Origin of the sequence: Pseudomonas sp. efr-133-TYG-5 (assembly GCF_030209175.1) — a bacterium.
GTDB lineage: Bacteria > Pseudomonadota > Gammaproteobacteria > Pseudomonadales > Pseudomonadaceae > Aquipseudomonas.
Genome location: NZ_JARVSM010000004.1, coordinates 307,956 through 332,190, shown reverse-complemented (window position 1 = coordinate 332,190; position 24,235 = coordinate 307,956). Strand labels below are relative to the sequence as shown.

The following is a 24,235-nucleotide window of genomic DNA, read 5'->3' as shown; positions in this document are numbered from 1 at the left end:
GGCGTGAACCGCCAACAGCACCGGGAGAGGGATCTTTACAACGGGTTACGGCAACGCGGCGACGATGGAGATCTCGACCAGGATGCTCGGCTTGGCCATCTTCGCTTCGACGGTGGCACGGGCCGGGGCGGCGCCCTTGGGCAGCCACTGATCCCACACCGAATTCATGCCGGCAAAGTGCGCCTCGATGTCGTTCAGGTAGATCGTCGCCGACAGCAGATGCTGTTTGTCGGTGCCGGCCAGATCGAGCAGGCGCTCGATGTTGGCGAGTACGTCGCGGGTCTGCTGCTCGACACCGGCGGTGAAGTCATCGCCAACCTGCCCGGACAGGTACACCGTACCGTTGTGGCTGACGATCTGACTCATGCGCTCATTGGTGAGCTGGCGCTGGATTGCCATGCTTTGCGGACTCCTGGGTGGTGTTGCCGTAACGGGAAATATCGAGGCCTTCGGCGCTGATCTGCGGCTTTTTCTTCGCCATCAGATCGGCCAGCAAACGACCGGAACCGCACGCCATGGTCCAGCCCAGGGTGCCGTGCCCGGTATTGAGGAACAGATTCTTGAACGGCGTGGCGCCGACAATCGGCGTGCCGTCCGGGGTGGTCGGACGCAGGCCGGTCCAGAAACTGGCCTCGGCCAGATTGCCGCCCTGAGGATAAAGGTCGTTGACGATCATCTCCAGGGTTTCGCGCCGGCGCGGGTTCAGCGACAGGTCAAAACCGGCGATCTCGGCCATGCCGCCGACGCGGATGCGGTTGTCGAACCGGGTGATCGCGACCTTGTAGGTCTCGTCGAGAATGGTCGAAGTCGGCGCCATGGCCGGGTTGGTGATCGGCACGGTCAGCGAGTAACCCTTGAGCGGGTACACCGGGGCCTTGATACCCAGCGGCTTGAGCAGTTGCGGCGAGTAGCTGCCCAGGGCCAGCACGTAGCGGTCGGCGGTTTCCAGCTTGCCGTCGATCCACACGCCGTTGATGCGATCACCGGCAAAGTCGAGACGCTGGATGTCCTGGCCGAAGCGGAACTCCACACCCAGTTTCACCGCCATTTCGGCGAGACGGGTGGTGAAGATCTGGCAGTCGCCGGTCTGGTCGTTCGGCAGGCGCAGGGCACCGGCGAGGATATCGGTGACGCCCGCCAGGGCCGGTTCGACGCGGGCGATGCCGGCGCGGTCGAGGACTTCGAACGGCACGCCGGACTCTTTCAGCACGGCGATGTCCTTGGCGGCGTTATCCAGCTGCGCCTGGGTGCGGAACAATTGCGTGGTGCCGAGGCTGCGGCCTTCGTAGGCGATGCCGGTTTCGGCGCGCAGTTCGTCGAGGCAGTCGCGGCTGTACTCGGACAGGCGCACCATGCGCTCCTTGTTCACCGCGTAACGGCTGGCGGTGCAGTTGCGCAGCATTTGCGCCATCCACAGGTACTGGTCGATGTCGGCGGTGGCCTTGATCGCCAGCGGCGCGTGGCGTTGCAGCAGCCACTTGATGGCCTTGAGCGGTACGCCCGGCGCGGCCCACGGCGAGGCATAGCCCGGCGACACCTGGCCGGCGTTGGCGAAACTGGTTTCCATGGCCGCGGCAGGCTGCCGGTCGACCACCACCACCTCAAACCCGGCACGGGCCAGATAGTAAGCACTGGCGGTACCGATGACGCCGCTACCCAGGACCATAACGCGCATTTTTCTATCCCTCATCGCGGCGAGCCGCGTACGTCTGTTGTTAGAGCAATGATGCGCGCAGTGTAAAAAAGAAATGCCAGTGCTTTTCACTATATAAGCGCCTATATTTGGCGACAATTCCCGGCAAAAACCCTTTTCACGGAGGCGCATCTCCTATGCGTACCAACACTCAGACCAAACGTGAGCTGGACAAGATCGATCGCAACATCCTGCGCATCCTGCAGGCGGACGGGCGGATTTCCTTCACCGAGCTGGGGGAAAAGGTCGGCCTCTCGACCACGCCGTGCACCGAGCGGGTCCGGCGCCTGGAGCGCGAAGGGATCATCATGGGCTACAACGCCCGGCTCAACCCACAGCACTTGAAGGGTAGCCTGCTGGTGTTCGTCGAGATCAGCCTCGACTACAAGTCCGGCGACACCTTCGAAGAGTTCCGCCGCGCGGTGCTGAAACTGCCGCACGTGCTGGAATGCCACCTGGTGTCAGGGGATTTCGACTATCTGGTGAAAGCGCGGATTTCCGAGATGGCCTCGTACCGCAAACTGCTGGGCGACATCCTGCTCAAGCTGCCGCATGTGCGCGAATCCAAGAGCTATATCGTCATGGAAGAAGTGAAAGAGAGCCTGAGCCTGCCCATTCCAGACTGAGATTCGTCGCGCCTGATCCGGCTCCATCGCTGGCAAGCCAGCTCCCACAATGATTGCGGGTGTTAACAAAATCCCCGCTCGCCGCCGAACCTGTGGGAGCTGGCTTGCCAGCGATGGCGTCAACTCGGTTCAGAGTGAACCCTTAGACCAGCACCTGCCGATTGGAAGCCATGTACTCGAATATCTGCTTCTCGACCCGTGGATGAATCAGTTCCACCGGCCCTCGCCCGTTCGGGCACGGCAGGGTTTTGGTAGTGCCGAACAACCGGCAGATCAGCGGCCGCTCGTCATACACCGTGCAGCCGTTCGGCCCCAGGTGCACACAGTTCAGCGCTTCCATGGCTGCGTCCTGCTCGGCGCGGGTCTTGCGCGGCAGCCGCGCCATTTCTTCCGGCGAGGTGGTCACCGGCCCGCAGCAGTCATGACAGCCCGGCACGCAGTCGAACGTGGGAATCTGCTGACGCAGGGTGCGGATTTTCTGACTGTTGCAGCTCATTGCAGCGGTAACCGGAGCGAAATAGGCGGCAATTGTGCCGCAAAAGACGCGACCCAGACAGCAACGGCCGACCAGTGTTGCCCGTCCTCGGGCGTGCGGCTTATGCTCCGTCAAATTTTCTCGACACCCAGCCGTTGGATGATGCCCATGAATGCCCGCGCCCGAACCCTCGCGAGCCAACCCCACGTTGCCTCTTATTACGCCGCCAGCAGCCTGCCGCAGCCCGATCATCCGCCGCTGCAGGGTGAAGTGATTGCAGACGTGTGCGTGGTCGGCGGCGGCTTCTCCGGGCTCAACACCGCGCTGGAACTGGCCGAGCGCGGCCTCAGCGTGGTGTTGCTGGAAGCGCATCGGATCGGCTGGGGCGCCAGTGGTCGCAACGGCGGGCAGTTGATTCGCGGGGTCGGCCACGGTCTCGATCAATTCACCAACGTCATCGGCACCGAGGGCGTACGCCAGATGAAACTCATGGGCCTGGAAGCAGTGGAAATCGTCCGCCAGCGCGTCGAGCGCTTCCAGATCCCGTGCGACCTGACCTGGGGCTACTGCGACCTCGCCAACAAGCCTGCCGACCTCGAAGGCTTTGCCGAAGACGCCGAAGAGCTGCGCGGCCTCGGCTATCGCTACGAAACCCGTCTGCTGCAAGCCGATGAAATGCACACGGTGGTCGGCTCCACGCGCTACGTCGGCGGCTTGATCGACATGGGTTCCGGGCATCTGCATCCGCTCAATCTGGCGCTTGGCGAAGCCGCCGCCGCGCAGCAACTGGGCGTGCAGCTGTTCGAGCAGTCGGCGGTGACGCGTATCGATTACGGCCCCGAAGTTCGCGTACACACCGCACAAGGTTCAGTGCGGGCGAAAACGCTGGTGCTGGGCTGCAACGCCTACCTCAACGGCCTCAACGCGCAACTCAGCGGCAAAGTGCTGCCCGCCGGCAGCTACATCATCGCCACCGAACCGTTGAGCGCAGAACAGGCACACGCCCTGCTGCCGCAGAACATGGCGGTCTGCGACCAACGGGTGGCGCTGGATTACTACCGGCTCTCGGCGGATCGACGCCTGCTGTTCGGCGGCGCCTGCCACTACTCGGGGCGCGATCCGCAGGACATCGGCGCCTACATGCAGCCGAAGATGCTGGCGGTGTTCCCGCAGTTGGCCGGGGTGAAAATCGCCTACCAGTGGGGCGGCATGATCGGGATCGGCGCCAACCGTCTGCCGCAGATTGGCCGACTCGCCGAACAGCCGAACGTGTATTACGCCCAGGCGTACTCCGGTCACGGGGTGAATGCCACGCACCTGGCGGGCAAGCTGTTGGCCGAGGCGATCAGCGGCCAGCACAGCGGCGGTTTCGACCTGTTCGCCAGAGTGCCGCACATCACCTTCCCCGGCGGCAAGCATCTGCGCTCGCCGTTGCTGGCACTGGGGATGTTGTGGCATCGGCTCAAGGAGCTGGTCTGATGTATTTGCAGCGATCATGAGGCCGCTATCGCTGGCAAGCCAGCTCCCACAGGGTTTGGGATGAACACCGCGATTGTGAACAGCCACGATAACCGTGGGAGCTGGCTTGCCAGCGACGAGGCCCGCAAGACCACTACAGATCTCAGATCCGCCAGAACGGCTTCAACCCCTCCTCCAGCGCCTGCTCGCGCGTCAGCCCGATGTCCTTGAGCTGCTCCGGCGTCAGGCGCAGCAACGCCTTGCGTGTGTGCAGACGATGCCAGAACAGGTCCCAGCGACTCAGGCCGGACGGCGCGTTGCGCAGGATCTCGTTGCGCGCGTTGTCCTGTTGCCCCGCCTCCAGTTCCTGACTGTGTAACGTCAGCCGCACATCGCTCAAGCCGTTCATTTTCGTTGCTCCTGTTTACTTGGGTAGCCAGAGATTCCATGATGCGCGGGTGAGCAAAACCATTACAGATTCAAAGCAACTGTATTAACTCCATACAGATTTGCCGCTGCGAAGACTGAATTGTCGATTTTTGCCGTATCTGTACTGGTTTTCCGAATCACCTGCACCGAGGCAGTGCCATGACCCTCTACGTCAATCTCGCCGAATTGCTCGGTACACGCATCGAACAGGGCTTCTACCGCCCCGGCGACCGGCTGCCGTCGGTGCGCGCCCTGAGCGTTGAACACGGGGTCAGCCTGAGCACGGTGCAACAGGCCTACCGGATGCTCGAGGACAGCGGCCTGGCCACGCCGAAACCCAAGTCCGGCTACTTCGTACCGGTCGGCCGCGAGCTGCCGGAGCTGCCCGTGGTCGGGCGCCCGGCGCAGCGGCCGGTGGAGATTTCCCAGTGGGATCAGGTGCTGGAGCTGATCCGCGCGGTGCCGCGCAAGGATGTCGTGCAGCTCGGCCGCGGCATGCCGGATGTCAGCTCGCCGACGATGAAACCGCTACTGCGCGGCCTGGCCCGCATCAGCCGGCGCCAGGACATGCCGGGCCTGCATTACGACAACATCCACGGCACCCTCGAACTGCGCGAACAGATCGCCCGGCTGATGCTCGATTCCGGCTGCCAGCTGAGCGCCAGCGACCTGGTCGTCACCACTGGCTGCCATGAGGCGCTGTCCACCAGCATCCACGCGATCTGCGAGCCCGGCGACATCGTCGCGGTGGATTCGCCAAGCTTCCATGGCGCCATGCAGACCCTCAAGGGCCTGGGCATGAAAGCCCTGGAAATACCCACCGACCCGCTCACCGGAATCAGCCTCGAAGCACTGGAACTGGCGCTGGAACAATGGCCGATCAAGGTCATTCAGATCACGCCCAACTGCAACAATCCGCTCGGCTACATCATGCCGGAGTCGCGCAAACGTGCCCTGCTCAGCCTGGCCCAGCGCTTCGACGTGGCGATCATCGAGGACGATGTGTATGGCGAACTGGCCTACACCTACCCGCGCCCGCGCACGATCAAATCGTTCGACGAAGACGGTCGCGTGCTGTTGTGCAGTTCGTTTTCCAAGAGCCTGGCGCCGGGCCTGCGCATCGGCTGGGTCGCCCCCGGGCGTTACCTGGAACGGGTGCTGCACATGAAATACATCAGCACCGGCTCGACCGCGCCGCAACCGCAGATTGCCATTGCCGAATTTCTCAAGGGCGGCCACTTCGAACCGCATTTGCGGCGGATGCGCACACAATACCAACGCAATCGCGACGTGATGATCGACTGGGTAAGCCGTTATTTCCCGGCGGGCACCCGCGCCAGTCGCCCGCAGGGCAGCTTCATGCTCTGGGTCGAACTGCCGGAAGGCTTCGATACCTTGAAACTGAACCGGGCGTTGCACGACCAGGGCGTACAGATTGCCGTCGGCAGCATCTTTTCCGCCTCCGGCAAGTACCGCAATTGCCTGCGGATGAACTACGCTGCCAAACCGACACCGCAGATCGAAGAAGCGGTGCGCAAGGTCGGCGCAGCGGCGATCAGACTGCTGGCCGAAGCCGACTGACCTTTTTCGAGCCGCCAGCGTCCATATGCCGACCTTTGCCGCCAATCGGAACGATCCTACGTGAGCTTCAGACAGCCCCTACTCGCTCTGCTGTTACTCGCCGCGTTCCTTGGCGGTTGCGCAACCCTCGATGTGCCGCGCGAACCGAGCCAGGCACTGCCGGCCGCCGACTCGGCGTTCGGTCGCTCGGTCCAGGCCCAGGCCGCGCCCTATCAAGGCCAGTCGGGTTTCCGCCTGCTGTCCAACAGCACCGAAGCCTTTACCGCCCGCGCCGAACTGATCCGCCACGCGCAAAGCAGCCTCGACCTGCAGTACTACATCGTTCATGACGGCATCAGCACGCGGATGCTGGTCAGCGAACTGCTCAAGGCTGCCGACCGTGGCGTGCGCGTGCGCATCCTGCTCGACGACACCACCAGCGACGGCCTCGACCAGATCATCGCCACCCTGGCTGCGCATCCGCAGATCCAGATCCGCCTGTTCAATCCGCTGCATCTGGGGCGCAGCACCGGGGTGACGCGCGCTGCCGGGCGGCTGTTCAATCTGTCGCTGCAACACCGGCGCATGCACAACAAACTGTGGCTGGCCGACAGCAGCGTGGCCATCGTCGGCGGGCGCAACCTCGGCGACGAGTATTTCGATGCCGAGCCCAACCTGAATTTCACCGACATCGACATGCTCAGCGTCGGGCCGGTCGCCGAGCAGCTCGGGCACAGTTTCGACCAGTACTGGAACAGCGCCCTGAGCAAGCCGATCGACGAATTCCTTTCCAGCCGACCGACCGGCAAGGACCTGCAGAACACCCGCACGCGCCTGGAAGAATCGCTGGAGGAAACCCGCAAGCAGAACCATGCGCTGTATCAGCAACTGATGACGTTCAAGACCGCGCCGCGCATGGACATCTGGCGCAAGGAGCTGATCTGGGCCTGGAACCAGGCGCTGTGGGACGCACCGAGCAAAGTGCTGGCCAAGCAGGAACCGGATCCGCAGCTGCTCCTGACCACGCAACTGGCGCCGGAGCTGCGTGGCGTCAGCAAGGAGCTGATGATGATCTCGGCGTATTTCGTACCGGGCCAACCGGGGCTGGTGTACCTGACCGGGCGCGCCGATGCCGGGGTGTCGGTGAGCCTGCTGACCAATGCGCTGGAAGCCACCGACGTACCGGCGGTGCACGGTGGTTATGCGCCCTATCGCAAGGCGTTGCTCGAGCACGGGGTGAAACTGTACGAACTGCGCCGCCAGCCTGGGGATAACCCGGGCAGCGGCCCGCGCGTGTTCTACAGCAAATCGTTTCGCGGCTCGGATTCCAGCCTGCACAGCAAGGCGATGATCTTCGACCGGCAGAAATCGTTTATCGGCTCGTTCAACTTCGACCCGCGCTCGGTGCTGTGGAATACCGAAGTCGGCGTGCTGGTCGACAGCCCGGAGCTGGCCGCACATGTGCGCGAACTCGCGCTGCAGGGCATGGCGCCGGCGTTGAGTTATCAGGCGAAGCTGGAGGCTGGCAAAATCGTCTGGGTGACCGAGGACAATGGCCAGCTGCACACACTGACCAAGGAACCGGGGAGCTGGTGGCGGCGCTTCAATGCCTGGTTCAGCACCACGGTCGGCCTGGAGAAAATGCTTTAGAAAGCAACCTCAGGCCGGTTGCACCGTACCGAATGCACCTTGGCGCATCAGCAGAAGCACCAGCCCAAACGCTCCCGCCGCCATCAGCAACGGCAACGCATGCCCGCTGATCCACTGGCTGCCCGCCCCGGCCAGCAGCGGCCCGATCAGACAACCGACACCCCACAACTGCGCAATGTGGGCATTGGCGCGCACCAGCGCATCGTCGCGGTAACGTTCGCCGATCAGGATCAACGACAGCGTGAACAGGCCCCCGGCACTGGCCCCGAACAGCACCCACAGTGGCCAGATCAGCAGCGTGTCGAGCAGCATGGGAATCGCCAGGCTCGACAGCATCAACACCACGGCGCAACCGCTGAACAAGGTGCGTCGCGACAGGTAATCGGCCAACGCGCCAATCGGCAACTGCAGCAGCGCATCACCGACCACCACGGTACTGACCATCGCCAGCGCAATCTCGGCGCTAAAGCCCTGTTGCAGGCAATACACCGGCAACAGCGTGAGGATCATCGCCTCGAACGCGGCGAACAGCGACACCGCCCAGGCAATCGCCGGCAGCTCGCGGGCAAAGCCCCACAGGTCGCCGAAGGTGACACTGCTGGCTTCGCTGCTCGGCGCTCCGCTGCGACCGAGCAGCAGCAAGGGCGACACCGTGAGCAAGCCGACACCCACCCAGAAACCGTAATCATGTTCGGTGCCCAACGCCCCCAGCAGCAGCGGACCAGACAGTTGGCTCAGCGCATAGCTGCTGCCATACAGGGCGACCAGGCGTCCGCGCCAGTTTTCCACCACCAGTTGGTTGATCCAGCTCTCGCCGAGGATGAACACGATGGTCAGGATCACCCCGATCATCAGGCGCAGGACCAGCCAGACCGGATAGCTCGGCAACAGCGCCAGCAGCCCGATCGACAGCGCCCCGGCCCACAGGCACAGGCGCATCAGGTTCGCCGTGCCGAAGCGCGCCGCCAGATGACTGGAAATCTTCGCCCCGAGCAGCACGCCAATGGCCGGCATCGCTGCCATGACACCAATGGCGAACGAACCGTAGCCCCAGCTCTCCAGGCGCAGCGACACCAGCGGCATGCTGACCCCCAGGGCCAGGCCGACACTCAAGACAGACGCCAACACGGCGAAATACGTCGCCCAACGCATGTTCCACGCTCCTGTGGATATTTTTATAGGCACCACAAAACCACTGTGGGAGCGGGCCTGCTCGCGAATACGGTTTCACATTCAGCGCATGGCTGACTGATACACCGCTTTCGCGAGCAGGCTCGCTCCCACAGGGGATCGCTGTTTCGTCAGGAAGCCCGGCGTTGCCGGGCTCCCGTTAACGGCTTACAGCTTGATCCACGTCGCTTTCAGCTCGGTGTACTTGTCGAACGCATGCAGCGACTTGTCACGACCGTTGCCCGACTGCTTGAAGCCGCCGAACGGTGCAGTCATGTCGCCGCCGTCGTACTGGTTGACCCACACGCTGCCGGCACGCAGTGCCTTGGCCGTCAGGTGCGCCTTGGAAATGTCCTGGGTCCAGACAGCGGCGGCCAGGCCGTACGGCGTGTCGTTGGCAATCTGGATCGCTTCTTCGGCGGTGTCGAAGGCGATGACCGACAGCACCGGGCCAAAGATCTCTTCCTGGGCAATCTTCATCGCGTTGCTCACGCCGTCGAAAATCGTCGGTTCGACGTAGGTGCCACCGGTTTCCTGAAGGATGCGCTTGCCGCCGACCACCAGCTTGGCGCCGTCGCTGTGGCCAGACTCGATGTACGACAGCACGGTGTTCATCTGCTGGGTATCGACCAGCGCACCGACGTTGGTCGCCGGGTCCAGCGGGTTGCCCGGCTTCCAGGCTTTCAGCGCCTCGATCACCATCGGCAGGAATTTGTCCTTGATCGAACGCTCGACCAGCAGGCGCGAACCGGCGGTGCAGACCTCGCCCTGGTTGAAGGCGATGGCGCTGGCGGCGGATTCGGCAGCGGCTTGCAGATCCGGCGCATCGGCAAAGACGATGTTCGGGCTCTTGCCACCGGCCTCCAGCCACACGCGTTTCATGTTCGATTCGCCGGAGTAGACCATCAGTTGCTTGGCGATCTTGGTCGAACCGGTGAATACCAGGGTGTCGACGTCGTTATGCAGGGCCAGCGCCTTGCCGACGGTGTGGCCGTAGCCCGGCAGCACGTTGAGCACGCCTTTCGGAATGCCGGCCTCGACCGCCAGGGCGGCGATGCGGATGGCGGTCAGCGGGGATTTTTCCGACGGCTTGAGGATCACCGAGTTACCGGTCGACAGCGCCGGGCCCAGCTTCCAGCACGCCATCATCAGCGGGAAGTTCCACGGCACGATGGCGCCGACCACGCCCACCGGCTCGCGGGTCACCAGACCCAACTGATCGTGCGGGGTGGCGGCGACTTCGTCGTAGATCTTGTCGATCGCCTCACCGCTCCAGCTCAGCGCCTGCGCCGCACCCGGGACATCGATGTACAGCGAATCGCTGATCGGCTTGCCCATGTCGAGGGTTTCGAGCAGGGCCAGTTCTTCGGCGTGCTGTTTCAGCAGGCCGGCGAAACGGATCATGGTGGCTTTGCGCTTGGTCGGCGCCAGGCGCGACCAGACGCCGGAATTGAAGGTGGCGCGAGCGTTTTCCACGGCGCGCTGGGCATCGGCGGCGTCACAGCTGGCGATCTTGCCCAGCAGACGGCCATCGACCGGGCTGATGCACTCGAAGGTCTCGCCGGAGACGGCATCGGTGTACTCGCCATTGAGGTAAGCGCGGCCTTCGATCTTCAGGTCGCGGGCGCGTTGTTCCCAGTCGGCACGAGTCAGGGTGGTCATTCGAGTGTCCTCCTCATAATGAATACGAGCGCCGCGCGATCTTCGCCGGCGTCTTCGAGAATTCTGCCCGGCCAGCCTGCATTTCGGCCGAAGGCACCCGCCACCCTAAACCAGCCGCCGGGTTTGTTTCAATATATTTGACATAAGCGCGCCATACGGCCTTGCGGTGTTCATTTTAATAAACATAGACTTTGGCCCTTTCAAGCCACCGCGCCGTCATCACGGGAGAAAACAACAATGAACATCCAGAACGTCGTCGACATCAGCCTGACGAGCAGCGAAGCCGAACGCTATCGTCCGGACCCGGCCAAGGTGCTCAAAGGTGACCCTGAACAAGCCGTGTTCCATCAATACGAAAGCCCTTGTGGGCAAATGGGCGTTGGCGTGTGGGAAGGTGCGGTTGGCCAATGGACGGTGAATTACACCGAACACGAATATTGCGAAATCCTGCAGGGGGTTTCGGTGCTGCGCGACAGCGATGGCAACGCCAAGACCCTGCGCGTGGGTGACCGCTTCGTGATTCCGGCCGGGTTCCGTGGCACCTGGGAAGTGCTGGAAGCTTGCCGCAAGGTCTATGTGATCTTTGAACAGAAGGCCTGAGGATTTTCGCTGGCTGATCCGGCCCTGTCGCTGGCAAGCCAGCTCCCACCGGTTTTGTGGTTAACACAGATTTTGTGAACACCGGCGCTCACTGTGGGAGCCGGCTTGCCAGCGAAGCGGCCCGGCCAGATGCCGCAAGAACTCGAGGCAACAAAAAAGGCCCGTATCGTGAGATACGGGCCTTTTTCGTAAGTCGGGAAAAATCAATTACTTGATTTTGCCTTCCTTGTAGATCACGTGCTTGCGAACAACCGGATCATATTTCTTGATCTCGATTTTGTCCGGGGTAGTACGCTTGTTCTTGTCGGTAGTGTAGAAGTGACCAGTACCGGCGCTCGAGATCAAACGAATCAATTCACGCATGATTAGCTCCCTTAAATCTTGCCATCGCGGCGAAGTTCGGCGAGCACGACACTGATGCCACGCTTGTCGATGATGCGCATGCCTTTGGCAGATACGCGCAGACGCACAAAACGTTTCTCTTCTTCAACCCAGAAGCGATGATGCTGCAGGTTCGGCAGGAAACGACGACGGGTTTTGTTGTTTGCGTGGGAAATGTTATTCCCAGTCACCGGACCCTTACCGGTAACTTGACATACTCTCGACATGCCTCAGCCCTCTAAAACCACATGCCCAACCCGGCATGGGTTGGCCGCTTAATCTCTAGTCATTGTGGCGCCAGGCGCCGCGATTCTTTAGAGGTCTTACCGGCTACACCTACAGTGAAGGAACCGGGCCCCTAGAAAAGAGCGCTGCTTTATACCAGAAAGACCAACGAGCAACAACAATCGCTGTGCAAACAATTGACAAAAAGCCGGCTTTTCCGGCCGCAGGCGCTTTGGACAAAGGCCGCTGGCAATTTATACCATTCGTCGCAGAAAACCGAGCGCCGTCGCGCCAGCGACTTTTCCTGCGTCCATTTCAGGCAAATACCCTGCGTGCGTCGCCGCGAAAATGCAAAAAGGGGATAGTCATTTGCAATCGCGACCACTAGGGTAGGCCTTTTCCAGACTGCACTTGCAGATGGGCCTTCGATCTGTAAAGGAAGCCGACCATGCGCCTCGCTGCCCTCCCCCTGCTCTTCGCCCCGCTCCTGCTGAGCCCTCTGGCACAGGCCGCCGCCCTGACCGTCTGCACCGAGGCCAGCCCCGAGGGCTTCGACGTGGTGCAGTACAACTCGCTGACCACCACCAATGCCTCCGCCGACGTGCTGATGAACCGCCTGGTGGATTTCGACACCGCCAGCGGCAAGGTCGTGCCGAGCCTGGCCGACAGCTGGGAAATCAGCACCGACGGCCTGAGCTACGTGTTCAAGCTGCACCCGCAGGTGAAATTCCACAGCACCGACTATTTCAAGCCGAGCCGCGAGCTCACCGCCGAAGACGTCAAGTTCAGTTTCGAGCGCATGCTCGATCCGGCGAACCCGTGGCACAAGGTCGCCCAGAGCGGCTTCCCGCATGCCCAGTCGATGCAGCTGCCCAGCCTGATCAAGAAAATCGACGCCCTCGACCCGCTGACCGTGCGCTTCACCCTCGATCACCCGGATTCGACGTTCCTCGCCACCCTGAGCATGGGCTTCGCCTCGATCTATTCCGCCGAATACGCCGACAAACTGCTCAAGGCCAACGCGACCGACAAGCTCAACAGCCAGCCGATCGGCACCGGTCCGTTCGTGTTTACCCGGTTCCAGAAAGATGCCGCGGTGCGCTACAAGGCCAACCCGGACTACTTCGGCGGCAAGCCGGCGGTGGACCCACTGATCTTCGCCATCACCCCGGACGCCAACGTGCGCCTGCAAAAGTTGCGGCGCAACGAGTGTCAGATCGCCCTGTCGCCGAAGCCGCTGGACGTCCAGGCGGCTCAGCAGGAACCGACGCTCAAGGTAGAAAAGACTGACGCGTTCATGACCGCTTTCGTCGGCATCAACAGCCAGCATCCGCCGCTGGACAAGCCGGAAGTGCGCCAGGCGATCAACCTGGCCTTCGACAAGGCCAACTACCTCAAGGCCGTGTTCGAAGACACTGCCGAAGCGGCCAACGGCCCTTATCCGCCGAACACCTGGAGCTACGCGAAGAATCTGCCGGGCTACCCGCACGACGTGGCCAAGGCCAAGGCGTTGATGGCCAAGGCCGGCCTCAAGGACGGTTTCCAGACCACCCTCTGGACGCGCCCGTCCGGCAGTCTGCTCAACCCCAACCCGAGCCTCGGCGCCCAGTTGCTGCAATCGGACCTGGCGGAAATCGGCATTCAGGCGGAAATCCGCGTGATCGAGTGGGGTGAGCTGATCCGCCGCGCCAAGGCGGGTGAACACGACCTGCTGTTCATGGGCTGGGCCGGCGACAACGGTGACCCGGACAACTTCCTCACGCCGCAGTTTTCCTGCGCGGCGGTCAAGTCCGGTACCAACTTCGCCCGCTACTGCAACGCCGATCTGGACAAGCTGATCAGCGCCGGCAAGACCACCAGCGAGCAAGGTGTGCGCACCAAGCTCTACGAACAGGCGCAGGCGCAGATCCAGCAGCAGGCGCTGTGGCTGCCGCTGGCGCACCCGACCGCTTACGCCCTGACACGCAAGGATGTGCAGGGCTACGCCGTGAGCCCGTTCGGCCGGCAGGACTATTCCAAGACCAGCGTCAAGCCATAAGCGACAAGCTCCACGCTAGAGCCCTCCGCGCATGGCTCTAGCGTGCCGCTTGTAGCTCAACGCTTGCCGCTGCTTTTTACATCCAGCCACACTCCGCCATCGACAACGGCTCGCCGTCGCCGACGATGAAATGATCGAGCACCCGCACGTCGATCAGCTCCAGAGCCTTTTGCAGACGCTTGGTCAGCACCCGGTCAGCCTGGCTCGGATCGCTGTTGCCCGACGGATGGTTGTGGCACAGGATCAGCGCTGCGGCGTTGTGCACCAGGGCGCGTTTGACCACCTGCCGCGGATGCACGCTGGTGTTGTCGATCGAGCCGCGAAACAGCGCTTCGAAGGTCAGCACCTGGTGCTTGGAATCGAGGAACAGACAACCGAACACCTCGTGCGGCTCGTGGCGCAGCATGGCCTTGAGGTAATCACGGACCACCTGCGGGTTCTCCAGCGCCGGTTTCTGCCGCATGCGCTCGGCCAGGTGCCGCCGGCCCATCTCCAGCACCGCTTGCAGTTGGGCGAATTTCGCCGGGCCGAGACCCAGTTGTTCGTTGAACTCGGCCAACTCCGCTTCGAGCAGGGCTCGCAGGCTGCCGAATTGCCCCAACAGGTGTCGCGCCAGGTCCACCGCGCTTTTTCCGGACACGCCGGTACGCAGAAAGATCGCCAGCAATTCGGCATCGGACAGGCTCGCCGAGCCCTGTTCCAGTAGCTTCTCCCGCGGTCGTTCCGCCGCGGGCCAATCGCGAATACTCATAGCACCTCCATGTCTGTGGGCGCCGCTGTTCCCTAGCGGTCGCTGTGATATCGTAGCCCATCTTTTTTGCGGGCGAATTCACCCTGGGGAGGGGGTTTCGCCACGTATGTCACCAACGAAATGAAAGGCAGACCTATGCAGCGGCTGTATCGGAAACGCATCGTTCTGGGCGTCGGCGGCGGCATTGCTGCCTACAAGAGCGCCGACCTGGTTCGTCGCCTGATCGACCAGGGCGCCGAAGTGCGCGTGGTCATGACCCGTGGCGGCAGCGAATTCATCACCCCGCTGACCATGCAGGCCCTGTCCGGGCACCCGGTGCACCTGGATTTGCTCGACCCGGCCGCCGAAGCGGCGATGGGCCACATCGAATTGGCGAAATGGGCCGACCTGGTGCTGATCGCCCCGGCCACCGCCGACCTGCTCGCGCGCCTGGCCCAGGGCATCGCCAACGACCTGCTGACCACCCTGGTGCTGGCCACCGACGCCGTGGTCGCCGTGGCCCCGGCCATGAACCAGGCGATGTGGCGCGATCCGGCGACCCAGGCCAACCTGCAACTGCTCGAAAGCCGCGGCCTGAAGACCTTCGGCCCGGCCTCCGGCAGCCAGGCCTGCGGCGACGTCGGCATGGGCCGGATGATGGAAGCCACCGATCTGGCCCAGCTCGCCGCGGACTGCTTCCAGCGTCAGGCACTGACCGGCAAGCACGTGGTGATCACCGCCGGCCCGACCCAGGAAAACATCGACCCGGTGCGCTACATCACCAACCACAGCTCCGGAAAAATGGGCTTTGCCCTGGCCGAAGCGGCGGTGGAAGCCGGCGCCCGCGTGACCCTGATCAGCGGCCCGGTGCACCTGCCGACGCCGGATCGGGTCACCCGCATCGACGTGGTCAGTGCCCGCGACATGCTCGCGGCCTGCGAATCCGCCATTCCGTGCGACGTGTTCATTGCCTCGGCAGCCGTGGCGGACTACCGCCCGGAAGTCGTTGCCCCGCAAAAACTCAAGAAAGACCCTACGAGCGGCGACGGCTTCGTCCTGCAAATGGTGCGCAACCCGGACATCCTGGCCACCATTGCGACCCGTCCCGACCGTCCGTTCAGTGTCGGCTTCGCCGCCGAGACCGAACACCTGCTCGACTACGCTGCACGCAAGCTCAAGGACAAGAATCTCGATTTGATCGTCGCCAACGACGTGGCCAACCCGAGCATCGGTTTCAACAGCGAAGAAAACGCCTGCAGCGTTATCGACCGTGGGTTGCACGCCACGGTTTTCGCCCAGACCAGCAAGAGCAAGATCGCTCGCCAACTGGTCACTTTTATCGCCGAACGTCTGAACCAGGTTTAATTTACATGCACGCTTTGCAAGCCAAGATCCTCGACCCCCGCATCGGCACTGAATTCCCGCTGCCGCAATACGCCACAAAGGGCTCCGCCGGCCTCGACCTGCGCGCCATGCTGGAGCAGGACATCGTCATCAAACCGGGTGAAACCGTGCTGATCCCTACCGGCCTGTCGGTGTACATCGGCGACCCCAACCTTGCTGCGCTGATCCTGCCGCGCTCGGGCATGGGCCACAAACACGGCATCGTCCTCGGCAACCTCGTCGGCCTGATCGACTCCGACTACCAGGGCCCGTTGATGGTGTCCTGCTGGAACCGCGGCCAGAGCGACTTCACCATGACTGTCGGCGAGCGCCTGGCGCAGCTGGTGCTGGTACCGGTGGTGCAGGCGCACTTCGAAATGGTCGAAGAATTCGTCGAAACCGAGCGCGGTGCGGGCGGCTTCGGCCATACCGGCAGCAAATAACCGGATGACGCCCTTGTAGGAGCTCCTACAGGGGCAATTTGTGCAGATTCATACCGAAGGTTTAGCGCCGAAAATCAAGGTTTTGCCGGCCACGGACCCCGTCCGACGGGGCATCATGGCCCTTTCACACCACGAACTCTCTGTGGAAAACGCCGTCATACCCTTCAGTTTGAGCCTGCCGCCGAGTGAATCGTCGGTCTGTCCCGCCACTTTCGAGATGGAGCATTTCCGCAGATGAGCACCCCCGCCAAAGTCGCCCCGAAGCTTCCCGACAGCATCTTCCGCGCCTACGACATTCGCGGCACCGTGCCGGAATTCCTGAATGCCGAAACCGCCTACTGGATCGGCCGCGCCGTCGGTTCGCAAAGCCTGGCCCAGGGCGAGCCGCACGTGTCCGTCGGTCGTGACGGGCGCCTGTCCGGCCCGGAACTGGTTGCCGAACTGATCCGCGGCATCGCCGAAAGCGGCTGCCATGTCAGCGACGTCGGCCTGGTGCCGACCCCGGCGCTGTATTACGCCGCCAACGTCCTGGCCGGTAAATCCGGGGTGATGCTGACCGGCAGCCACAACCCGTCGAACTACAACGGCTTCAAGATCGTGATCGCTGGCGACACCCTCGCCAACGAACAGATCCAGGTGCTGCACGAGCGCATCCGGACCAATAACCTGAGCAGCGGCCAGGGCAGCGTGACCCAGGTCGAGATCCTCGACCGCTACACCACCGAAATCGTCCAGGACATCAAACTGGCCCGGCGCCTGAAAGTCGTGGTCGACTGCGGCAACGGCGCGGCCGGCGTGATCGCTCCGCAACTGATCGAAGCGTTGAACTGCGAAGTCATCCCGCTGTTCTGCGAAGTCGACGGCAACTTCCCCAACCACCACCCGGATCCGGGCAAGCCCGAGAACCTCGTCGACCTGATCGCCAAGGTCAAGGAAACCAACGCCGACCTCGGCCTGGCCTTCGATGGCGACGGCGACCGTGTCGGCGTGGTGACCAACACCGGCAGCATCGTCTACCCGGACCGCCTGCTGATGCTGTTCGCCCGCGACGTGGTGGCGCGCAACCCGGACGCGGAAATCATCTTCGACGTCAAATGCACCCGCCGCCTGGTGCCGCTGATCAAGGAATACGGGGGTCGGCCGCTAATGTGGAAGACCGGTCACTCGTTGATCAAAAAGAAAATGAAACAATCCGGCGCACTGCTGGCCGGCGAAATGAGCGGGCACATCTTCTTCAAGGAGCGCTGGTTCGGTTTCGACGACGGCATCTACAGCGCTGCACGGCTGCTGGAAATCCTCAGCAAGGAAAAATCCACCGCCGAAGAGCTCTTTGCGACCTTCCCGAACGATATTTCTACGCCGGAAATCAATATCCATGTGACCGAAGAGAGCAAATTCAGCATCATTGATGCACTGCACGACGCACAGTGGGGCGCAGGCGCCGACCTGACCACCATCGACGGCGTGCGGGTCGACTACGCCAAAGGCTGGGGCCTGGTGCGCGCCTCCAACACCACGCCGGTGCTGGTGCTGCGCTTCGAGGCCGATGACGAGGCTGAATTGCAGCGCATCAAGGACGTGTTCCACGCCCAACTGAAACGCGTTGCACCTGATCTCCAACTACCGTTCTGATTCACCCGGAGCCCTGAATGACCCTCGAACGCGAAGCCGCCGCCCACACCGCCCAGGTCCTGTCCGAAGCGTTGCCTTACATCCGACGTTATGTCGGCAAGACCCTGGTGATCAAATACGGCGGCAACGCGATGGAAAGCGAGGAGCTGAAAACCGGCTTCGCCCGCGACATCGTCTTGATGAAAGCCGTGGGCATCAACCCGGTGGTGGTTCACGGCGGCGGCCCGCAGATCGGTGACCTGCTCAAGCGCCTGTCGATTGAAAGCCACTTCGTCGACGGCATGCGCGTCACCGACGCCGCGACCATGGACGTGGTGGAGATGGTCCTCGGTGGCCAGGTCAACAAAAGCATCGTCAACCTGATCAACCGTCACGGCGGCAGCGCCATCGGCCTGACCGGCAAGGACGCCGGGCTGATTCGCGCGAAGAAGCTCACCGTGACGCGCCAGACGCCGGAGATGACCCAGCCGGAAATCATCGACATCGGTCAGGTCGGGGAAGTGGTCGGGATCAATACCGAGCTGCTGAACCTGCTGGTCAAAGGCAACTTCATCCCGGTGATCGCGCCGATCGGCGTCGGTGAAAACGGCGAGTCGTACAACATCAACGCGGACCTGGTGGCCGGCAAGGTCGCCGAAGCCCTGAAAGCCGAGAAGCTGATGCTGCTGACCAACATCGCCGGCCTGATGGACAAGTCGGGCACGGTGCTGACCGGCCTGAGCACGCAGCAGGTCGACGACCTGATCGCCGACGGCACCATCTACGGCGGCATGCTGCCGAAGATCCGCTGCGCGCTGGAAGCGGTCCAGGGCGGTGTCGGCAGCTCGCTGATCATCGACGGTCGGGTGCCCAACGCGATCCTGCTGGAAATCTTCACCGACACCGGTGTCGGTACGCTGATCAGCAATCGCAAGCGTCACTGAGTTGCAGTGTAAAAAGACCCCGCTCAGCCTGGCTGAGCGGGGTCTTTTTTTTGCCTCGTGCTTGCTGTGGGAGCGAGCCTGCTGGCGAAAGCGCTCTTCGCATCACATCAGCGCTGGATGTGAAGGCCTCTTAGCGAGCAGGCTCGCTCCCACAGTGCTCTGCGGTTAAACGCCGAACTGCGCGCGATAGGCTTCAACGGCCGGCAGATGCTGCTTGAGCTGCGGATCGTCGGCGAGGAACTCCAGCACCTGGTTCAGCGACACGATGCTGATCACCGGGATACCGAAGTCGCGCTCGACTTCCTGGATCGCCGACAACTCGCCGTTGCCACGCTCCTGGCGGTTCAGGGCGATCAGCACGCCTGCGGCCTTGGCGCCGTCCTGGGAAGCGATGATCTGCATCACTTCACGGATCGCGGTGCCGGCGGTGATCACGTCATCGATGATCAGCACGTCGCCGGTCAGCGGTGCGCCGACCAGGCTGCCACCTTCGCCGTGGGCCTTGGCTTCCTTGCGGTTGAAGCACCATGGCAGGTCGCGGCCGTGGTGCTCGGCCATTGCCACAGCGGTAGTGGCCGCCAACGGGATGCCTTTGTAGGCCGGGCCGAACAGCACGTCGAAGGCAATGCCACTCTCGGCGATGGCTGCCGCATAGAAACGCCCCAGCTGCGCCAGGGCCGAACCCGAGTTGAACAGGCCGGCATTGAAGAAGTAAGGACTGGTGCGCCCGGACTTCAGGGTGAACTCACCGAAGCGCAAAACGCCGCGATCGATGGCAAAACGAATGAAATCGCGCTGATACGCTTGCATGAAAAAAACCCCAAATACCACGGATTTAGCTAATTAGCTTGACGCCGTGTATCATACACGCACGCGATTTTTGGGGCCATTTATGCGGATCATCAGTGTGAACGTCAATGGTATTCAGGCTGCAGTCGAGCGTGGTTTGCTCAGTTGGCTGCAAGCACAGAATGCCGACGTCATCTGCCTGCAGGACACCCGTGCCTCCGCCTTTGAACTGGATGACCCAGCCTTCCAACTGGATGGCTACTTCCTTTATGCCTGCGATGCTGAAGTCCCTGCCCAAGGCGGCGTGGCTTTGTATTCGCGGTTGCAACCGAAGGCTGTCATCAGCGGTCTCGGTTTCGAGACGGCCGACCGCTACGGGCGCTACCTGCAAGCAGATTTCGACAAAGTCAGTATTGCCACCTTGCTGCTCCCTTCGGGGATGAACGGCGATGAGGACTTGAACCAGAAGTTCAAGCTCATGGACGACTTCGGCAAGTACCTGGACAAACAGCGGCGCAAACGTCGCGAGTACATTTATTGTGGCTCGCTGTACGTGGCGCAGCAGAAGCTCGACATCAAGAACTGGCGCGACAGCCAGCAATCCCCCGGCTTCCTGGCGCCAGAACGCGCCTGGATGGACGAGATTGTCGGCAACATGGGTTATGTCGACGCCCTGCGCGAAGTCAGCCGCGAAGGCGACCAGTACAGCTGGTGGCCGGACAACGAACAAGCCGAGATGCTCAATCTGGGCTGGCGTTTCGACTACCAGATCCTGACCCCGGGCCTGCGGCGCTTCGTGCGCAGCGCACGCCTGCCGCGTCAGCCGCGGTTCTCGCAGCATGCGCCGCTGATCGTCGACTACGACTGGACGCTGACTATCTAAGCGTCGATTCATCGATGCAAAAAAGCCGACATCGCTGTCGGCTTTTTTGTGGGCGCTGTTCTTGCCTTGCTGCCGGAGTGAGCGTGCTCACGCCTGCAAAGGATTGCGCTGATTATTATTTGATCAAGCGCCAGGTGAAGGGATAGCGGTACGGGAAGCCTTCGTTGGCCTTCACCCCGCCGATGATCGTCAGCACCAGTGCACCGATGGCCAGCAGGCCGAACAGGAAGAAGCCGATGATCAGCACCATCAGCAGGAAGCAGATGGCCGAGGCAATCGCCACGGTGATCTGGAAATTCAGCGCTTCCTTGCCCTGGGCGTCGATGAACGGATCCATCTCGCGCTTCATCTGCCACAGGATCAGCGGCCCGATCAGCGTGCCGAACGGAATCCAGATCCCCAGCAAGGCGGACAAGTGACAAAACATCGCCCACTGGCGAACCTCGTGGCTCGGCTTGGGTAACAGCTGTTGCTCTTCACTCATCGCGTCCTCCTTGCGGTTGTGAACCTGCTCAGTCGGCCAGCGCAGCCTTCTGCAGGTCGAAGATCTCGTTCATGCCTTTCTTCGCCAGTTCGAGCATGGCGTTCAGCTCTTCAGGCTGGAACGGTGCGCCTTCGGCGGTGCCCTGGACTTCGATGAAGCCACCGGAGCTGGTCATCACCACGTTGAGGTCGGTCTCGGCGGCGGAGTCTTCAAGATAGTCCAGATCCAGCACCGGCTCGCCCTGGTACATGCCCACGGACACGGCACCGATCATCTGCTTGAGCGGGTCGCCGCCCTTCAGGCCGCCACGCTTCTTGATCACTTTCAAGGCATCGACCAGGGCCACCATGGCGCCGGTGATCGACGCGGTGCGGGTGCCGCCGTCGGCCTGGATCACGTCGCAGTCGACGTACAGGGTGACGTCGCCCAGCTTGGACATGTCCAGCGCCGCGCGCAGGGAGCGACCGATCAGACGCTGGATTTCCAGGGTGCGGCCGCCCTGCTTGCCACGGCTCGCTTCACGCTGGTTACGCTCGCCGGTAGCACGCGGCAGCATGCCGTACTCGGCGGTCAGCCAGCCCTGGCCCTGGCCCTTGAGGAAGCGCGGCACGCCGTTTTCGACGCTGACGGTGCAGATGACCTTGGTATCACCGAATTCGACCAGTACGGATCCCTCGGCGTGTTTGGTGTAGTTGCGGGTAATGCGGATCGAGCGGAGCTGATCGGCAGCGCGACCACTTGGACGTTTCATAGGAGATACCTGTACTGGGGACGGAAAACTGCGGAGCATTATAGAGCCGTGCACCGCGCCTGGGCACTGCTTAAAAATTCCGGGCGACGACCGAAGCCCTTGAAACACCGCTTGCCGACGGCCTGCAGCCCTTTGTCACACCGTGTGTTTGGGCGCATCCACCGCACTGCGCTACAATCCTGCGCCTTTGCTGCCAGTCGGCTTAAATTCATTGATATCGAGCTGCGCAACGCCGTTGCGTGCCGATCTGCATTGCGAGGTCACCGCCATGGTGCACAGCATGACCGCCTTCGCCCGCGTCGAAAAAGCCGGCGCCCAGGGCACCCTGAGCTGGGAACTGCGCTCGGTCAACAGCCGCTATCTGGAACCCCATCTGCGCCTGCCGGAGTCGTTCCGCGACCTCGAGGGCGCCGTGCGCGAAGCGCTGCGCCAGGGCCTGTCGCGGGGCAAGCTGGAATGCACCCTGCGCTTCACCGAGGAAAGCACCGGCAAGCCGCTGCAGGTCGATCGCGAACGCGCCGCGCAACTGGTCGCAGCCGCCGAAACCGTGGCCGGGCTGATCACCAACCCGGCGGCGCTGAACCCACTGGAAGTGCTGGCCTGGCCCGGCGTACTGGTGGCCGACGCCAGCGACCCGCAGGCGCTGAATGCCGAAGCGCTGGCGCTGTTCAATCAGGGCCTGACCGAATTGAAGGCCGGTCGCGAGCGCGAAGGCGCGGAGCTGGCGCGGCTGATCAACGAACGTCTGAGCGCCATCGAGCAGGACGTGGCGACCCTGCGCGAACTGGTCCCGCAGATGCTCGCCACCCAGCGGCAGAAGGTGCTCGACCGCTTCGCCGACATGAAGGCCGAGCTGGATCCGCAGCGCCTCGAACAGGAAATGGTCATCCTCGCGCAAAAGAGCGACGTGGCCGAAGAACTGGATCGCCTGAGCACCCACATCATCGAAGTTCGCCGGGTGCTCAAGTCCGGCGGTGCCGCCGGCCGGCGCCTGGACTTCCTGATGCAGGAGCTCAACCGCGAAGCCAACACACTGGGCTCCAAGGCCTTCGACCCGCGCAGCACCCAGGCGGCGGTCAACCTCAAGGTGTTGATCGAGCAGATGCGCGAACAAGTGCAGAATATTGAGTAAGGCAACAGACATGACCCACAGCACCGGCACCCTGTACATCATTTCCGCCCCATCGGGCGCGGGCAAGAGCAGCCTGGTCAAGGCCCTGACCGACGCCAACCCGGAGATCCGCGTATCGATCTCCCACACCACCCGCGCCATGCGCCCGGGTGAAGTGGACGGCGTGAACTATCACTTCGTGACCCGCGAAGAGTTCGTGAAGATGGGCGAGCACGGCGACTTCCTCGAACGCGCCGAAGTCTTCGGCAACTTCTACGGCACCTCGCAAAGCCGCCTGCAGCAGACCCTGGACGAAGGTCACGACCTGATTCTGGAGATCGACTGGCAGGGCGCCGAGCAAGTGCGCAAGCTGATGCCGCAGGCGCGCTCGATCTTCATCCTGCCGCCATCGCTGCAAGCCCTGCACCAGCGCCTGACCAACCGTGGCCAGGACAGCGACGAGATCATCGACGGGCGGATGCGCGAAGCGGTCAGCGAGATGAGCCACTACGTCGAGTACGACTACCTGATCATCAACGACGATTTCGCCCATGCGCTGGACGACCTGAAGGCGATTTTCCGCGCCAATCAGCTGCAACAGAAGCGCCAGCAGGTGCGTTTCGGCAGACTGCTGGCGGAATTGCTCGGTTAACCGGCACTTCCCAAAACCGCTGCAAGGGCTTTACATTGGCACTTGTAGCGCGTTGCAGCGCTTGGTTAAAAAATCAGCGCTTCCCTAATCGCTGGCGTTTTTTTAAACTGCTGAGTCCGCTCGCCCATCCGGGCACCGCGCATATTGCATTTGCTACGAGGAAGACCATGGCCCGCGTAACCGTTGAAGACTGTCTAGAACACGTGGATAACCGCTTTGAGCTGGTCATGCTCTCTACCAGGCGTGCCCGTCAACTGGCCACCGGCGGCAAAGAGCCGAAGGTTGCCTGGGAAAACGACAAGCCTACCGTCGTCGCCCTGCGCGAAATCGCCGAAGGCCTGGTCAGCTATGAAATGATCGCCAACGAAGAGATCGTTGAAGACGAACCGCTGTTCGCAGCGTTCGAGGACGAGTCCAACGAGGCCGTCTAAGCCTATGCCTGGTCGACGTAGCACGGCGCGGGATCACAGCTTACGGCAGGAGTCAT

General features: G+C 62.5%; 25 protein-coding genes and 1 pseudogene. 14 read left to right on the top strand and 12 right to left on the bottom strand.

The features are described from left to right. Positions 1-45: 45 nt before the first annotated feature. Complete coding sequence (locus tag QRN70_RS16305; protein WP_285418998.1) at positions 46-399, bottom strand: RidA family protein; 354 nt, start codon at positions 397-399, stop codon at positions 46-48. Then, the gene (dadA, locus tag QRN70_RS16300; protein WP_285418997.1) at positions 371-1,675 is read right to left on the bottom strand and encodes a D-amino acid dehydrogenase; all 1,305 of its coding nucleotides are present in this window, start codon (positions 1,673-1,675) and stop codon (positions 371-373) included. Before dadA ends, QRN70_RS16305 begins: the two co-directional genes overlap by 29 nt. A 155-nt stretch (positions 1,676-1,830) precedes the next feature. On the opposite strand from dadA, the gene QRN70_RS16295 reads away from it, so the two are divergent. Next, positions 1,831-2,319: an Lrp/AsnC ligand binding domain-containing protein gene (locus QRN70_RS16295; protein WP_003177284.1), complete on the top strand. Its 489-nt coding sequence runs from the start codon at positions 1,831-1,833 to the stop codon at positions 2,317-2,319. Positions 2,320-2,461: 142 nt separating this feature from the next. On the opposite strand, the gene QRN70_RS16290 is transcribed toward QRN70_RS16295, so the two are convergent. Next, complete coding sequence (locus QRN70_RS16290; protein ID WP_285418996.1) at positions 2,462-2,815, bottom strand: YkgJ family cysteine cluster protein; 354 nt, start codon at positions 2,813-2,815, stop codon at positions 2,462-2,464. A gap of 147 nt (positions 2,816-2,962) precedes the next feature. Here QRN70_RS16290 and QRN70_RS16285 point away from each other — a divergent pair, with 147 nt between their 5' ends. After that, entirely contained in the window at positions 2,963-4,273 is a 1,311-nt protein-coding gene (locus QRN70_RS16285) for an NAD(P)/FAD-dependent oxidoreductase (RefSeq protein ID WP_285418995.1), read from the top strand. A 142-nt stretch (positions 4,274-4,415) separates the two neighbouring features. Here QRN70_RS16285 and QRN70_RS16280 read toward each other — a convergent pair whose 3' ends face one another. Beyond that, the gene (locus tag QRN70_RS16280) at positions 4,416-4,661 is read right to left on the bottom strand and encodes a DUF1127 domain-containing protein (RefSeq protein ID WP_285418994.1); all 246 of its coding nucleotides are present in this window, start codon (positions 4,659-4,661) and stop codon (positions 4,416-4,418) included. A 179-nt stretch (positions 4,662-4,840) separates the two neighbouring features. Here QRN70_RS16280 and QRN70_RS16275 point away from each other — a divergent pair, with 179 nt between their 5' ends. Then, entirely contained in the window at positions 4,841-6,262 is a 1,422-nt protein-coding gene (locus QRN70_RS16275) for an aminotransferase-like domain-containing protein (RefSeq protein ID WP_285418993.1), read from the top strand. A 60-nt stretch (positions 6,263-6,322) separates the two neighbouring features. Continuing rightward, positions 6,323-7,891: a phospholipase D family protein gene (locus QRN70_RS16270; protein ID WP_285418992.1), complete on the top strand. Its 1,569-nt coding sequence runs from the start codon at positions 6,323-6,325 to the stop codon at positions 7,889-7,891. A gap of 9 nt (positions 7,892-7,900) precedes the next feature. On the opposite strand, the gene QRN70_RS16265 is transcribed toward QRN70_RS16270, so the two are convergent. Together QRN70_RS16265 and QRN70_RS16260 are read right to left on the bottom strand one after the other, a co-directional pair. Next, on the bottom strand, positions 7,901-9,043 hold the full coding sequence (locus QRN70_RS16265; RefSeq protein WP_285418991.1) for an MFS transporter: 1,143 nt from the start codon (positions 9,041-9,043) through the stop codon (positions 7,901-7,903). Positions 9,044-9,229: 186 nt separating this feature from the next. Next, positions 9,230-10,723: an aldehyde dehydrogenase gene (locus QRN70_RS16260; protein ID WP_285418990.1), complete on the bottom strand. Its 1,494-nt coding sequence runs from the start codon at positions 10,721-10,723 to the stop codon at positions 9,230-9,232. Between the two features lie 237 nt (positions 10,724-10,960). Here QRN70_RS16260 and QRN70_RS16255 point away from each other — a divergent pair, with 237 nt between their 5' ends. Next, a complete protein-coding gene (locus QRN70_RS16255; RefSeq protein ID WP_025112716.1) occupies positions 10,961-11,323 on the top strand; it encodes a cupin domain-containing protein in 363 nt (120 codons plus the stop codon). A 207-nt stretch (positions 11,324-11,530) separates the two neighbouring features. Here QRN70_RS16255 and rpmG read toward each other — a convergent pair whose 3' ends face one another. Together rpmG and rpmB are read right to left on the bottom strand one after the other, a co-directional pair. Beyond that, on the bottom strand, positions 11,531-11,686 hold the full coding sequence (gene rpmG / locus QRN70_RS16250) for a 50S ribosomal protein L33 (RefSeq protein ID WP_003177274.1): 156 nt from the start codon (positions 11,684-11,686) through the stop codon (positions 11,531-11,533). Positions 11,687-11,697: 11 nt separating this feature from the next. Next, positions 11,698-11,931, bottom strand: a complete 234-nt coding sequence (gene rpmB / locus QRN70_RS16245; RefSeq protein WP_003229474.1) for a 50S ribosomal protein L28 — start codon at positions 11,929-11,931, stop codon at positions 11,698-11,700. Between the two features lie 446 nt (positions 11,932-12,377). On the opposite strand from rpmB, the gene QRN70_RS16240 reads away from it, so the two are divergent. Beyond that, entirely contained in the window at positions 12,378-13,967 is a 1,590-nt protein-coding gene (locus QRN70_RS16240; RefSeq protein ID WP_285418989.1) for an ABC transporter substrate-binding protein, read from the top strand. Positions 13,968-14,043: 76 nt separating this feature from the next. Here the strand turns inward: QRN70_RS16240 and radC are convergent, their stop codons facing one another. Beyond that, on the bottom strand, positions 14,044-14,718 hold the full coding sequence (gene radC / locus QRN70_RS16235; RefSeq protein WP_285418988.1) for a RadC family protein: 675 nt from the start codon (positions 14,716-14,718) through the stop codon (positions 14,044-14,046). A 135-nt stretch (positions 14,719-14,853) separates the two neighbouring features. Here radC and coaBC point away from each other — a divergent pair, with 135 nt between their 5' ends. The 4 genes and pseudogenes from coaBC (at position 14,854) to argB (ending at position 19,078) form a co-directional block, all read left to right on the top strand. Beyond that, the gene (gene coaBC / locus QRN70_RS16230; RefSeq protein ID WP_285418987.1) at positions 14,854-16,062 is read left to right on the top strand and encodes a bifunctional phosphopantothenoylcysteine decarboxylase/phosphopantothenate--cysteine ligase CoaBC; all 1,209 of its coding nucleotides are present in this window, start codon (positions 14,854-14,856) and stop codon (positions 16,060-16,062) included. 5 nt (positions 16,063-16,067) lie between these two features. Further along, entirely contained in the window at positions 16,068-16,523 is a 456-nt protein-coding gene (gene dut, locus QRN70_RS16225; protein WP_285418986.1) for a dUTP diphosphatase, read from the top strand. Positions 16,524-16,751: 228 nt separating this feature from the next. Continuing rightward, positions 16,752-18,155: pseudogene (locus QRN70_RS16220) on the top strand (phosphomannomutase/phosphoglucomutase); the annotation flags it as partial. Between the two features lie 17 nt (positions 18,156-18,172). Continuing rightward, complete coding sequence (gene argB, locus QRN70_RS16215; RefSeq protein ID WP_007962366.1) at positions 18,173-19,078, top strand: acetylglutamate kinase; 906 nt, start codon at positions 18,173-18,175, stop codon at positions 19,076-19,078. 165 nt (positions 19,079-19,243) lie between these two features. On the opposite strand, the gene pyrE is transcribed toward argB, so the two are convergent. Continuing rightward, complete coding sequence (gene pyrE / locus QRN70_RS16210) at positions 19,244-19,888, bottom strand: orotate phosphoribosyltransferase (protein WP_285418985.1); 645 nt, start codon at positions 19,886-19,888, stop codon at positions 19,244-19,246. Positions 19,889-19,970: 82 nt separating this feature from the next. Here pyrE and crc point away from each other — a divergent pair, with 82 nt between their 5' ends. Beyond that, complete coding sequence (crc, locus tag QRN70_RS16205; protein ID WP_007920349.1) at positions 19,971-20,750, top strand: catabolite repression control protein Crc; 780 nt, start codon at positions 19,971-19,973, stop codon at positions 20,748-20,750. Between the two features lie 115 nt (positions 20,751-20,865). On the opposite strand, the gene QRN70_RS16200 is transcribed toward crc, so the two are convergent. Both QRN70_RS16200 and rph read right to left on the bottom strand, forming a co-directional pair. After that, a complete protein-coding gene (locus QRN70_RS16200) occupies positions 20,866-21,234 on the bottom strand; it encodes a DUF4870 domain-containing protein (RefSeq protein ID WP_285418984.1) in 369 nt (122 codons plus the stop codon). Positions 21,235-21,262: 28 nt separating this feature from the next. Beyond that, the gene (rph, locus tag QRN70_RS16195; RefSeq protein WP_128604619.1) at positions 21,263-21,985 is read right to left on the bottom strand and encodes a ribonuclease PH; all 723 of its coding nucleotides are present in this window, start codon (positions 21,983-21,985) and stop codon (positions 21,263-21,265) included. Between the two features lie 268 nt (positions 21,986-22,253). Here rph and QRN70_RS16190 point away from each other — a divergent pair, with 268 nt between their 5' ends. From QRN70_RS16190 to rpoZ, 3 genes are all read left to right on the top strand, one after another. Next, positions 22,254-23,117, top strand: a complete 864-nt coding sequence (locus QRN70_RS16190; protein ID WP_285419362.1) for a YicC/YloC family endoribonuclease — start codon at positions 22,254-22,256, stop codon at positions 23,115-23,117. A 10-nt stretch (positions 23,118-23,127) separates the two neighbouring features. Then, positions 23,128-23,748, top strand: coding sequence for a guanylate kinase (gene gmk / locus QRN70_RS16185; protein ID WP_285418983.1), 621 nt, complete (start codon positions 23,128-23,130; stop codon positions 23,746-23,748). Between the two features lie 167 nt (positions 23,749-23,915). After that, positions 23,916-24,179 carry a DNA-directed RNA polymerase subunit omega gene (gene rpoZ / locus QRN70_RS16180; RefSeq protein WP_285418982.1) on the top strand — a complete coding sequence of 88 codons (264 nt, stop codon included), beginning with the start codon at positions 23,916-23,918 and terminating at the stop codon, positions 24,177-24,179. Positions 24,180-24,235: the final 56 nt, after the last annotated feature.